The organism is Phaeobacter sp. A36a-5a, assembly GCF_037911135.1.
GTDB lineage: Bacteria > Pseudomonadota > Alphaproteobacteria > Rhodobacterales > Rhodobacteraceae > Phaeobacter > Phaeobacter bryozoorum.
In genome coordinates this window covers 41,048-53,533 of the sequence record NZ_JBBLYU010000001.1, presented here as the reverse complement: position 1 = coordinate 53,533, position 12,486 = coordinate 41,048, and the positions used below count along the sequence as shown (strand labels likewise).

At 59.8% G+C, this 12,486-nt stretch carries 9 protein-coding genes and 1 tRNA gene; 1 reads left to right on the top strand and 9 read right to left on the bottom strand.

Annotated elements, in window-relative coordinates:
• Positions 1-98 precede the first annotated feature (98 nt).
• The 6 genes from WLQ66_RS00215 to WLQ66_RS00190 form a co-directional block, all read right to left on the bottom strand.
• The gene (locus WLQ66_RS00215; protein ID WP_340544187.1) at positions 99-1,181 is read right to left on the bottom strand and encodes a bifunctional transcriptional activator/DNA repair enzyme AdaA; all 1,083 of its coding nucleotides are present in this window, start codon (positions 1,179-1,181) and stop codon (positions 99-101) included.
• Positions 1,182-1,319: 138 nt separating this feature from the next.
• A complete protein-coding gene (locus WLQ66_RS00210) occupies positions 1,320-2,321 on the bottom strand; it encodes an endonuclease/exonuclease/phosphatase family protein (protein WP_340544185.1) in 1,002 nt (333 codons plus the stop codon).
• The gene (locus WLQ66_RS00205; protein ID WP_340544184.1) at positions 2,318-3,364 is read right to left on the bottom strand and encodes an ABC transporter ATP-binding protein; all 1,047 of its coding nucleotides are present in this window, start codon (positions 3,362-3,364) and stop codon (positions 2,318-2,320) included. Before WLQ66_RS00205 ends, WLQ66_RS00210 begins: the two co-directional genes overlap by 4 nt.
• A gap of 12 nt (positions 3,365-3,376) precedes the next feature.
• On the bottom strand, positions 3,377-4,258 hold the full coding sequence (locus WLQ66_RS00200) for an ABC transporter permease subunit (protein WP_340544182.1): 882 nt from the start codon (positions 4,256-4,258) through the stop codon (positions 3,377-3,379).
• Between the two features lie 10 nt (positions 4,259-4,268).
• The gene (locus tag WLQ66_RS00195) at positions 4,269-5,150 is read right to left on the bottom strand and encodes an ABC transporter permease subunit (RefSeq protein WP_340544181.1); all 882 of its coding nucleotides are present in this window, start codon (positions 5,148-5,150) and stop codon (positions 4,269-4,271) included.
• A gap of 75 nt (positions 5,151-5,225) precedes the next feature.
• On the bottom strand, positions 5,226-6,527 hold the full coding sequence (locus tag WLQ66_RS00190; RefSeq protein WP_340544180.1) for an extracellular solute-binding protein: 1,302 nt from the start codon (positions 6,525-6,527) through the stop codon (positions 5,226-5,228).
• Between the two features lie 264 nt (positions 6,528-6,791).
• Between WLQ66_RS00190 and WLQ66_RS00185 the strand changes: the two genes are divergently transcribed.
• Positions 6,792-7,805, top strand: coding sequence for a LacI family DNA-binding transcriptional regulator (locus WLQ66_RS00185; RefSeq protein ID WP_340544178.1), 1,014 nt, complete (start codon positions 6,792-6,794; stop codon positions 7,803-7,805).
• Between the two features lie 35 nt (positions 7,806-7,840).
• On the opposite strand, the gene WLQ66_RS00180 is transcribed toward WLQ66_RS00185, so the two are convergent.
• From WLQ66_RS00180 to WLQ66_RS00170, 3 genes are all read right to left on the bottom strand, one after another.
• Positions 7,841-10,831, bottom strand: coding sequence for a Hint domain-containing protein (locus WLQ66_RS00180; protein WP_340544176.1), 2,991 nt, complete (start codon positions 10,829-10,831; stop codon positions 7,841-7,843).
• A 378-nt stretch (positions 10,832-11,209) separates the two neighbouring features.
• Positions 11,210-11,284, bottom strand: a tRNA-Gln gene (locus WLQ66_RS00175).
• Between the two features lie 130 nt (positions 11,285-11,414).
• Positions 11,415-12,410, bottom strand: a complete 996-nt coding sequence (locus WLQ66_RS00170; RefSeq protein WP_340544175.1) for an NADPH:quinone reductase — start codon at positions 12,408-12,410, stop codon at positions 11,415-11,417.
• Positions 12,411-12,486: the final 76 nt, after the last annotated feature.

Genomic DNA, 12,486 nt, shown 5'->3' with positions numbered 1-12,486 from the left:
TCCGGCTCTGAGTGGCGTTACCGCCTTCTACAGATTTGCCGGGGCTTGGGAAACCGCCGATAGGCCTTTGCAGGGCATCCGGGCGCCCTTTCCCGCCCTTACTTGCAGGATCTGGCGGTATGCCGGACGGGCGCGCAATACTGCCGCTCGATATCGAGCAGGCGCTGTTTGCGCCAAAGACCGCCGCCGTAACCGGTCAGCGACCCATCAGCCCCGATCACCCGGTGACAGGGCACCACCAGCGCGATCTGATTGGCACCATTGGCGCGTGCAACAGCGCGGGTCGCCTCTGGACGTCCGATCTGGCGCGCGATCTCCGAGTAGCTACGCGTCACGCCGGGCGGGATCTGGCGCAGGGCATCCCAGACCTGCTGCATGAAAGGTGTCCCGTGATAGGCCAGCGGCGTTTCAAACCGGGCGGAGATCCCGGCAAAGAACGCGTCCAGTTCCGCACGGATCTGCTCGCCGGGTGGTGTCGGACCAATACCAAGATCGCCCTTCACCGCCTTTTGCAGCTTGTCCAGCTCGCCCTTCAGCGCCTTGCGCTCCACAAATTCCAGCAGGTGCAACTCAGTCCGGCTGCTGACTGCGATCATGTCGCCGAGCGGTGTCGGGATCCAATCGGCCAGCAAAAGGCCTTCGCGGGTCAGGCTGCCGGGCGCCCTGCCCAGCAACCGGGCAAAGGCCGCACGAAACGCACTGGGAGAGTCGAATTGCGCATCCAACTGTGCCTCAATGACCTTGCCGCCTTCTGACAGCACGGTGAAGCCTTCGCGAAGACGGCGCTGGCGCGCCATCTCAAGAAAGGTCATGCCGAACTGCCGCTTGAAGCTGCGCCTGACCGTCGAGAGATCAAGACCCATGCGGAGGATATCACCCTCGCTCCAGCGGTGCTCCGGGCGTTGATCCAAGGCGGCCAACAGGCTGGCCACTGCCGGATCGGCCTCTGCCATCGGGCGCAGCGGGTGGCATCGTTTGCAGGCCCGGAACCCGGCTTCGATACATTCGCCAACGCTGCCGAAGAACTGGCAGTTCTCCCGCTTGGGTTTGCGTGCCGGACAGGTCAGGCGACAGAAGATGCCGGTCGTGGCCACGCAGACATAGGCCTGCCCGTCATAGCGGTCATCGCGGTTCAGCAGCGCCTGATAGAGCGCTTCGTGGTCAGGAAGATCAAACAACATGCGCCCTGTTTATCACGCGACCGCAGACCTGCCGCCGATAATCAGGCGTGTATTTTAATACCGCGGGCGTATAGCACCTCAGGGCCTTGACCGGCCGGACACATGCCGCCCGGTCAATGGATCAGGCCAGTGTCGGCATCAATCGAGCCCGACGCGGCACCAGACGGCATCATGATCAGACAGCGGGCGACCATTTTGATCAACCGAAGACAGCAGCCGACTCTCGGTCGCGCGCATATCGCGGGTGCAGAACCAGTCCAGCTTCATCTGCCGATCAGGATGCGGCGTGATGAGACTGGGGCGGGTGGTGACACCATCCGGGGTCGCGCTCCAGTCGTAGCCATGGGAACGGGCCAGATCGAACAGCGTCTCGCGCTGCCAGTCGAAATCAGGCGGCAGGTGATTGCCTGTATTCAGATCACCGCCAATCAGTACCGGCATATCCGGCGCAAATGCGTCGATGGCGCGGAGCAGCCTGTCAAACTGCTGATGCCTATGGGCTGCGTCGGCGTTGCTCTCCAGATGGGTGGAAACCACGCAGATCGGTCCAGCCTCAGTCGGTAGAACCGCGGCAATCGCCATGCGGCCACCAAGGCGCGGCTGGTCCGGGTCAGCCGGCACCTCATCCGAGGCGAACCAATGCCCGTGATCATCCAGCCGGATCAGCGTCACCCGTTCCGGCGGGACCGCCGACAGGATGGCATTGCCGTGCCAGCCGAACAGATTGAAATCATCGGTGCAAAACGCCTGTTCGGTAGGCCCACCCAGATCCAGCTCGTGAAATTCCACACCAAAGACATAAGCCATGTCGAGTGCGGCAGCCATCTCCTCGGTGGTGTGGCGCTGACCGGTACGCGCCATGCCATGGTCGACCTCTGACAGCAGGACTACCTGCGGCGCCAGCGGGAGGATGTGGCCGGCGGTATCCTCAGGAAAAAGGCAGCGCTCGACGTTCCAGGCCACAACCGACACCGAGGAGGCCAGCGCTTCCAGATGACCCTTACCACCGCCTTGCAAGGCGGCCATCGCCGGCACCTCTGCCATGAGCGCGCGATGCGCCGCTGCAGTGCGCGACGCTGCCTTGATCCGGGCCTGCATCTCGGGGGAAACCGGCGGCAGACTGTCCAGAACCTCGGTCATCTGCGTTTGCCGCTTTCTGCGTCAAACAGGCAGATCGCCGCCGGATCCACCGAGATCTGATGGGGTCCGGGATCAACCGGAATGTCCTTCAGGACGTGGATTGTGAACGGCTGCCCGCCGAGCTGGCCATGCAGCAGGCGATGTGCGCCCAGTTCTTCGATCAGTTCAACGTTGATCGAAATACCACCTTCGCTGACCAGCTGCACATCCTCGGGGCGGATGCCGAGCTTGACGGCACCTGATGCAGCGCCATCCAGTGCCCCCATCGCCACACCATCCGGCAGGGTGACCTGACCATCGGAGATCGTGGCATCAACCAGGTTCATCGGTGGCGCGCCCATGAAGGAGGCGACAAAGACAGACGCCGGATTGTGATAGATCTCAGACGGGGTGCCAATCTGTTCGATCCGGCCACCGTTCAGGACAATGATGCGATCCGCCATGGTCATCGCCTCAACCTGATCGTGGGTCACGTAGATCGAGGTGACGCCCAGACGGCGTTGCAGGGCCTTGATCTCAATCCGCATCTGGTTGCGCAGCTTGGCATCAAGGTTCGACAGAGGTTCATCAAACAGGAACAGCGCCGGATCGCGCACGATGGCGCGCCCCATGGCAACCCGCTGGCGCTGACCGCCGGACAGCTGCGAGGGTTTGCGGTCCAGATATTCCTCAAGGTTCAACATCTTGGCGGCCTCGGCCACCTTCTGCTTGATCTCAGCCTCGGGGGTTTTGCGGTTCTTCAGGCCATAGGCGATGTTCTTGCGCACCGTCATATGCGGATAGAGCGCGTAGTTCTGGAACACCATCGCGATATCGCGATCCGCCGGATCGACATTGTTGACCACCCGGTCGCCGATTTCCAGCGTGCCTTCGGTGATATCCTCCAGACCGGCAATCATGCGCAGCAACGTGGATTTGCCGCAGCCCGATGGGCCGACCAGGACAACGAATTCGCCATCCTCGATCTTGAAGCTGGAGGAAGTGACGGCCTCGACCCCATTGGGGTAGACCTTGCGTACAGAATTCAGGGAAACCTGAGCCATTATTTGAAGTCCTTACTTATCGGATTCCGTCAGGCCCTTGACGAACCAGCTTTGGAAGAAAATGACGACTGCCACGGGCGGCAGGATGGCGATCACGGCGAGAAGATTTGCGCGACCGAATTCGGGGACATTGGTGCCTTCGAGGGTCTGGGTGATCTGTTTGATCCCCCGCACCAGCGTATACATGTCCTCTTCGGTGGTGATCATGGTGGGCCAGAGATACTGGTTCCAGCCAAAGACAAACATGATGATGAACATGGCCGCAATCATGGTCCGCGACAGCGGCACCAGAATATCGATGAAGAACTTCACCGGCCCAGCCCCATCAATGCGCGCAGCCTCGACCAGCTCTTCCGGCACAGACCGGAAAAACTGGCGGAAGAAGAAGGTTGCGGTTGCAGACGCAATCAAGGGGATGATCAGACCCTGGTAGGTGTTGAGCATGCCCAGCTGCTGCACCACCTCATAGGACGGCAGAATACGGACCTCCAGCGGCAGCAGCAGCGTGGTGAAGATCACCCAGAATGCCAGCGTGGCAAACCGCAGGCGGAAATAGACGATGGCATAGGCCGCCATCATCGCAATCAGGATCTTCCCAAGCGCAAAGCCGATACCGAGAACAAAGGAGTTGAACAGCATCCGCGTGCCGGTGTTGGCCCCGGAAAAGCCGGAGGCCTCGAACATCGCCTTTTTGAAGTTCTCGTCGAACTGGTCGCCGATCTTCAGCTGCGGTCCGTATTTGATGATATCCACATCCGGCACGGTTGTGGTCATCACCACCATGATCAGCGGCACCAGCATGAAGAGCGAGCCGAGGATCAGAACGGTGTGGTCGCCAACGGCCCCCCAGTTGATGGAGCGGCGCGGCGTTTGAACGGGTGTTTGGTCAGCCATGTCAGCCCCCTCAGGTATAGTGGATCCGACGGTCAATCAGCCGGAACTGGAAGACCGTAAGCGCGAGGACAAGAACCATCAGGATCACCGACTGTGCCGAGGAACCGCCAAGGTCATTGCCACGGAAACCATCGACATAAACCTTGTAAACAAGGGTCATCGGATTGTTGCCCGGCTCGCCCTTCACCAGTGTATCGACAATGCCGAAGGTGTCGAACAGGGCATAGGTGATATTGATGATCAGGAGGAAGAAGCCCGTCGGCGCAAGCAGCGGGAACGTCACATCCCAGAACCGGCTGGTCGCCGATCCGTTGTCGATCAGAGCCGCCTCACGTACGGAACGCGGGATGGATTGCAAACCGGACAGGAAGAAGATGAAGTTGACCGGAATCTGTTTCCAGACCGAGACCAGAACCATCGCGGCTGCGGTATCGTTGAAGTTCACGCCCAGAACAAAGTCCCAGCCAAAGAAACCGGCAAGCCGCGTCAATGGTCCCCAGCTCTGGTCGAACATGATCAGACCAATGAAGCCGGCAACCGGCGGGGCGACCGCATAGACCCACATCAGAAGGGTCCTATAGGTGCGTGCGCCGCGCAGGACATTGTCCGCCTTCACCGCCAGCAACAGTGCAATCGCAAGCGAGAAGAAGGTCACCAAAACCGTAAATACAAGCGTGAAAACCGCAACGCGGCGATATTCACTGTTCCCCATAAGATCGGTGTAATTTTCCAGACCGACAAAGGTAGAGCCAAACCCGAACGGATCCTGCAGGTAAAAGGACGACTGGATTGCGTGCCAGGCGGGCCAATAGAAGAAAATAGCGATAATGACGAGCTGCGGCATCAGCAGCAGGATCGGCATCCACTTGGTCGAGAATCCGGCGCGTTTCACGGTGTGCCTCTTCGTTGTAATGCGTGACGGCCGCAGGGGCTGCGGCCGTCACAGGTAAGGGGGAATTCCCCGCGATTAGCCTTGGGTCTTGGCGAAACGGGCCAGCAGGTTGTTGGCTTCGGACTCAATCGCGTTGAAGGCGTCTTCAACCGAGGTTTCACCAGTCAGGATGCGACCGTATTCGCGGTTCATCACGTCACGGATCTGTACGTAGAAGCCCATGCGATAGCCTTTGGTGTTGTCACCAGCCGCCAGCGACAGCTGCTGGATGCCGACCTCGGCCGCAGGGGCGCGGTCATAATGGCCGTCCGCCTTTGCCATCTCATATGCGGCTTCGGTGATCGGCACATAGCCGGTTTCTTTGTGCCAGAAATACTGAACCTCGGCGGAGGTCAGGAAGTCGAAGAACGCAGCAGTTGCCTTGTTTTCTTCGGCATCATGGCCCGCCATGGCAAACAGCGAGGCGCCACCGATGAAGGTTTGCGTCGGCTCTGTTGTCACGGCTTCCCAATAGGGCAGCATGGTCGCGGAGAAATCAAACGGCAGGTCTTTCTTGCTCAGACCACCGAAGGAGCCGGAGGAGCCCAGCCACATCGCAACCTTGCCTTCTTCAAACGGCGTCTGGTTGTCGCCCCAACCTGTGCCGAACCATTCGAAGTAGCCGTTTTTCTGCCAGTCGGTGACAGCTGTGAAATGTGCCTTGATCGCGTCGTTGTTCACCAGGATCTGGGTGTCGACCCCATCATAGCCATTGTTGTTGGTGGCAAACGGCAGGTTGTGGCGCGAGTGGAAATTCTCGGTGAAGATCCAGGGCAGATGTGACTGCGACAGGGCGGTATAGCCTGCCTCTTTCAGCGCTGGTGCAGTGACGGTCTGGAACTCTTCCCAGGTCGTGGGCGCGGTAACGCCCGCTTTTTCCAGCGCCTGGATGTTGTAATACATGATCGGCGTGGAGGAGTTGAACGGCATGCCGATCATCTTGCCATCGCTGTCGGCGTAGAAATAGCGCACGCCGGCGATGTAATCGTTGATGTCGAATTCAACACCATTGTTGGCCAGCAGATCCTGAACCGGAATGGTCGCGCCCTTGGCGCCGATCACGGTTGCGGCGCCAGCATCAAACACCTGCATCACATTCGGCTGTTCGCCTGCGCGGAAGGCAGCGATGCCTGCGGTCAGGGTCTCTTCATAGGTGCCCTTGAAGACCGGGGTGATCTTGTACTCATCCTGGCTCGCGTTGAAGTCGGATGCGATCTGGTTGACGGTGTCGCCCAGCGCGCCACCCATTGCGTGCCACCAGGTGATCTCGGTTTCGGCAAACGCAGCGTTTGCAGCAAAAGCCAGCGTCGCAGCGGTCGTAAACGTAATACGCTTCATCATCAGTCTCCGGTCTGCCGTTGCCCAATCGGGCCAACGATTCAATTGTCCAAGGCAGCCGAAAACGGCCACCGATGGTGTTTTTTGAAATGGCCTCCCCTAGGCCTGTGCGGCTCGCTGCGTCTTTCCGCCCTGTGTCTTTTGCCAGGAGCTTGTCCGTTGCACCAGAACTGCACACGTGTTCATATAGGGGCGCTATGTAACGGTTGTGTCAAGGGTTTCGGTGTCTCACAAAAAAAACATCACGCCCGAAAGGGACGACAGATGAAGCGACAAGGGTCAGCTGGCGGCAAACGCCAATCCCGGGTGACAGCCGCAGATGTGGCTGAAATCGCTGGCGTTTCGCGTTCGGCTGTTTCTCGGGCTTTCACCGAGGGCGCCTATCTGGATCAAGAAAAACGTGAACGGATCCTGCTGGCGGCACATGAACTCGGCTACCAGCCCAATGCGCTGGCCGCCAGTCTGCAGGGGGCGCGCTCCAATCTGGTTGCGGTTTTCGCCGGTGAGATGCGCAATGAATACGACAAGGAGGCGACCTCTGCCCTGATCGCCGGCCTGAATGCCGCGGGCAAATGGCCGGTGGTGATCGCCGGTGGTGGCGACCATGCCCGCGATGCGGTGACCCAGGTGCTCCGCTATCCGCTGGATGCGATGATCCTGCGTAGCGGCAGTCTTGCGACCGAAATCGTCGAACTCTGTAGCAAACTGCATATCCCGGTCATCGCCTCTGGCCGAATCATCGCAGCAGAGGGCGTCGACAACATCTGTCTGCGCAACCACGAAGCCGCACAGATGGCGGCGGATCTGTTTGCGCAACGCGGCCGTCGCCGGGTTGCGATGGTGGGCGGTCCGGGGGAATTCGGCGCGACCGCTGAACGCCGCAGCGGACTGCTTGCCGGGTTGACGGCCAAAGGCATCACACTGGCGGGGGAGATCACCGGAACCTACACCACCGAGAGTGGATATTTCGCCACCCGCAATCTGCTGGAACAGACTGATTTCGATGGGATATTCTGTGCCAATGATGCCATGGCCATCGGCGCACTCGGTGCGCTGCGGGATGCCGGTCGGGTGGTTCCCAAAGACGTCTCGGTGATCGGTTTTGATGACATCGAAATGGCCCGTTGGCCGACCATACGACTGACCACGTTGCGAAACCCGATTGACGGCATGGTTGCCGCCGTATTGCGCTGCCTGGAGCGGCGCTTGGATTACCCGCAGGCCCCCGAAGAAACGGTGAGGCTGGACGCAGAAATGATCCTGCGCGACACCCACTGACCATGTCCACACAGCGGATAGCGTGAGACGACTGCCTACCCTGCTGCGGCGCCGGATTGAAAGCTGTACCGCGGCGAATACATTGCCTGCCAGCCGCCCGTCTCGGCCCACTGCTCCGCGGGCGGGTGCCGAGATATGTCACCGATCAGCCAGGGCACCAGGTCTCCGGCGCGGGCCAGTGATTGCACTTCCCGGCGTGTCAGAACGGGCAGAACACGAGGCCCATAAGCCTGCTCTACCGGATGGAGGATCAGCTGCGGCAGGCATTTAAACAGTCCCAGGCGATCTGCCGGGCCAAGCGTGGAGACCGCCATAGGGCCGGGATAAAACGTCTCGCTGGGGATTCCGTTCGACAGGATATTCTCGTGCTTTTTCAGTAGTACATGAACATAGGTAACCTGCGTCACCTCCCGTGCGAACGATGCAGATCCCGTTACCTGTGCCAGATGCTTGGCGCGCACATGCACCGGGCGCCCGCTACTGCGCTGTTTCATCAGGACGCAATGCTGAGGCGAAACAAGCAGCGCCCGCTCACCTCCAAAGGCGTCCGGGTCCAGTCGCACCGGCATCAGCGCCTCCGATAGGCGCTTGCGCGTGGCGGTGAACGACGATGCCCCAACCCATAGGATTTGCTGCGCACCCGCCCACATTGTGCTGACACAATCACCGGGGCTGAGGTCTTCGACCTTGACGCGCCCGGTTGGCGTCTGGATCAGCGTCCCGGCCGCAAAACAGGGTATGCCCATCGCGTGCATTTCGGGCCCGTTGTCCACCTGCGATCGCTGCACCCCGACCAATGTGATGCTCTCCCCATTGGGGAAGGTCATGATCGCATCGCCGGTCCCGTCACCATTGGTATCGGTCACCACGACATCACCGATTTTGACTGGATCTCCAGCCAAATTGGTGAGCCCTGAAACATCCAGCTGATCAACCGTGGTCCCGTCACCGCTGTCCGTCAGATCGAAATCATAGATCAGATCGGATCCCGCCCCATCGGCCAACACCAGCTGATCGCGATCTGAATCCGCAGTCAGCCGAATGGTGTCGTCGCCAATGCCGCCAACAATCGTATCAGCACCAGCCCCGGCAACGATGGAATCGCTGCCGCTGCCACCCTTGATGGAATCGGCCCCCGCGCCGCCGGTTATGGTGTCGTCACCGCCTCGAGCATCTATATCGACCCCGGCACTATCCGCGCTGGCATTCACGACATCGGCCTGCTCGGTCAGGTTCAGACGCTCGATCTCCGAGAAACTGACCGTATCGGTTCCGTTGGTGATCGTCCCCATCTCGTCGCCGGTATAGGTCACAGTCACTGGCCCGGTCAGGCTCGACATGGAAAGCGTATCGCTGTCGTTGCCCCCTTCACCACCAACAATGGTGTCGTTGCCGAAGCCATCCTGGAGAAGGATGAGGTCCGCGTCGTCCCCGGCATCTATGCTGTCAGCGCCGGTTCCGCCCGCAATGGTGTCATTCCCGGCACCGCCATAGATGACGTCTGCGCCGGCGCCGCCAATGATGCTGTCGCCCGAGGTATCCGTGTCACCCGGCAGAGCATAGTCGGCATCTACCCGGGTTGCGGTGACGTTTGAGTAGCCGACAACGACACTATCAAGCGAAATACTCTCGATCGTCTTGCTGGTTAGAAGAACGTTCTCGGCGTTGTTCGAGACTTCCGGCATCATGTAGACGTGGCCGTCCGTGGTCTGGATGACCACAGCCGTGAACGTCCCGGTGGTGCCGTCGGTGAACGTTACCGTTGCGTTATAGACCATGCCGGTGTCGACGAGCTTGTCTACACCGTTGATATTGATCGTTTCCGGCGCGGCTTCGTCATCGAAGTCGATGCGCGTATTCGCATTATCGTCTGACGCGATGGCAGTCTGGAAGTTGTTATATAGCTCTGCCCCCGCGCTCCCGTATGTCCCCAGTAGAGCGTTCGGGTTTTCGTTGGCGGCGTTCCCCTCGACGCTGTCGACCTCGGACGCCGTCCCAAGATGAATGACCGTATAGGTGTTCCCTGCGGTATTGCTTCCGCCGACCGAAGTTGCCGGGTTTTCACCCCCGTAGATCGTGTCGTCGCCCAAACCCCCATCGATGGTGTCAGACCCTGTGCCACCGTAGATGAGGTCGTTGTCGTCCTGACCAAAGAGCCTGTCGGCCCCGGCACCGCCGTCAACCGTGTCGGCCCCTACCCCGGCCCAGACAAGATCGTCGCCTGCGCCGCCGTCGACCACATCCGCTCCCGCGCCGGTCGATATCGTGTCATCACCAGCCCCACCCGTAACACTGTTGGCACCGCTGCCGGTTTGCACGTTGAGCGCCGAAGTCGCCGCAGAGCCGTCCAGCGTGTCGTCTCCCGAATGGAGATAGAACCGCTCAAACTCCCAGAAATAGGCCGTCTGCCCCGCAAATGTGACGGTTCCGTCCCCATCGCCGGTAAAGGTGACGTTGACATCAACACCCGCATAATCGCCGTAGACCTCAAGCATATCGCCCAGGGTCTCTCCGGTTTCGCCACCGTAGAGCGATTCGCCATCCATGTTGTCATAGATTGCAACCCAGTCATCGCCGCCCTCACCGTAGAAGGTGTCATTGCCGGTATCGGTATCGTAGTTATCGTTCCCCTCGCCGCCGAAGATAATGTCATCGCCCGAGGAGCCGGTCAGGTAGTCATCACCATCACCGCCATAGATAACATTGTCATTGGCGTCGCCGTTGATTGCGTCATTACCCGATGTGCCCGACATCGAATTGGCAGGGATCGTCGTCGCACTGCCGGATCCGCTGGTCGTGTACCAAGTATCTGGAACAAAATAGACATTCCCGTCACTTCCATAGTGATAGGTGCCAGTGTCACTGATGTTTGAGTAGGTCTGACCGTCGCCCTGATAGACACCGCTCCAGGTCCAGCTGCCAGTCCCGATGACATCGGCTGAAGTAAAGTTGGATTGGTTCGCAGAAATCCCGTCGCCGGCATCCAGTGTGCCGTCGCCAAGAGTGACAAGATACCCAACCGTCATGGCCAGCCTCCGAGTCTACCGTTCCTCGAGTGCGCGCCGGTGGGCCTGCCGCGTCTCGATGGGTGCATCAGGTTAGGCTGTTATGGTTGAAACAAAATGAATACAGGGCCTGCAACGGTTCGAAAATCGATACCGCTTTGTAAAATATATTAAAATTTAAATAGTATTTGCCTCTTATCCATTCTGATTTGACGAGCACCAGAGGCATTCAGCACGGATATCGCAGCTGAACAGAGCGAGACTACAACCGTAGAGCGCGCCTCCCCTCGGTCTTCACCTAGAGACGAATATGCCGCGAGGTATCAGTTGGCCACACCGATACGCCGACTGTGGCCAGAGGAGCCAGACCCTTAAAAAGCATCATAATATGTGGAAAAATGGCTGGGGTGGTAGGATTCGAACCTACGATCTTCAGTACCAAAAACTGTTGCCTTACCACTTGGCCACACCCCATCGGTGAGCGGGTGTCTAATGCCAGATTTCAGCAGGTGCAAGAGGATTTTTGGAAAAAAATGCAGTTTTCATGCTTCCCTTTGGCTGGTCTGTTCTGACCCGGAAACACTCAGCTCTGATGCTGGGTTTCTCAATCTCTTCCGGTCCTTACAAGGATGGAGCCGGCGCGATGCCCAAGTTCGACGGCTTGATGCGCCTTGGCGGTGTCGACCAGATCGAAAACCTCAGCGATGGGCAGATGCAACGCCCCAGCGGCTGCGGCATGTTCGATACGTTTGATCGCTGCACGACGGGCCACGGGCGGCAGCAGATAGACCAGCATCATCTCCAGCGTCACCGATTTGAACATCAACGGGTAGAACGGCAGCTGCGGTGTCATCTGCTGCGCCGACCCATAGGCCGTTACCCGACCATTTGGTGCAATGACCTCGGTGTCGACGGCACAGTTCGCACCAAACTCAACTTCGACGATATGGTCGACGTGGCGACCATCATTTGCCGCCAGGATCTGCTCTGTCAGGTCCCCGTCGGCATAGGCCAGGGTGGCGTCAGCTCCGGCCTGCCGGACCCGGTCCGCCGCGTGAGATGCGCAGGTCGCGATCACCCGCGCCCCGCCCCATCTGGCCAGCTGCACGGCCAATAGACCAACGGTGCCGGCACCGCCCTGAACGAGCACCGTCCGATCGGTGACATCCCCACCCGAGAACACCGCATGAGCAGCCGTTAGCGCCGGGATCCCCAGAGCCGCGCCCTGTTTCAGGTCAAGCCCTTCCGGCAGCGGAACAGCCTGCTCAGCCGGCAGCGTTATGGAGGTGGCGGCGGTCCCGAACGGCCGCTGCCACTGACCGTTCCAGATCCAGACCGCCTCCCCGATACGCGCCGGATCGACACCCTCGCCGACCTCCGCAATCACGCCCGACCCGTCACTATGGGGAATGATCACCGGATAGGGCAGCTCAGTCACTCCGGCGCGGGCGCCAGCCCTCGCCTTCACGTCAGAGGGGTTTACGCCGGAATAGGTCAGTTCCACACGCAGCTCACCTGGCCCCGGTACGATATCGGGCAGGTCTTCCAGCTGCAGGACGGTTTCTGCCGCTCCAAACGCGCGATAGGTGACTGCCTTCATGATAGGGACCTCTTCGTACTGGCGAGCGCGATGCACACCCTCTGCTGCCCCCGTAGATGAGCGAAGACACGGCAGG

Excerpts from the sequence above, each read along its gene's own strand:
- WLQ66_RS00190 (WP_340544180.1), bottom strand. The coding sequence starts at position 6,527 with ATGAAGCGTATTACGTTTACGACCGCTGCGACGCTGGCTTTTGCTGCA.
- WLQ66_RS00180 (WP_340544176.1), bottom strand. The coding sequence starts at position 10,831 with ATGACGGTTGGGTATCTTGTCACTCTTGGCGACGGCACACTGGATGCC.
- WLQ66_RS00215 (WP_340544187.1), bottom strand. The coding sequence starts at position 1,181 with ATGTTGTTTGATCTTCCTGACCACGAAGCGCTCTATCAGGCGCTGCTG.
- WLQ66_RS00200 (WP_340544182.1), bottom strand. The coding sequence starts at position 4,258 with ATGGCTGACCAAACACCCGTTCAAACGCCGCGCCGCTCCATCAACTGG.
- WLQ66_RS00210 (WP_340544185.1), bottom strand. The coding sequence starts at position 2,321 with ATGACCGAGGTTCTGGACAGTCTGCCGCCGGTTTCCCCCGAGATGCAG.
- WLQ66_RS00170 (WP_340544175.1), bottom strand. The coding sequence starts at position 12,410 with ATGAAGGCAGTCACCTATCGCGCGTTTGGAGCGGCAGAAACCGTCCTG.
- WLQ66_RS00205 (WP_340544184.1), bottom strand. The coding sequence starts at position 3,364 with ATGGCTCAGGTTTCCCTGAATTCTGTACGCAAGGTCTACCCCAATGGG.
- WLQ66_RS00185 (WP_340544178.1), top strand. The coding sequence starts at position 6,792 with ATGAAGCGACAAGGGTCAGCTGGCGGCAAACGCCAATCCCGGGTGACA.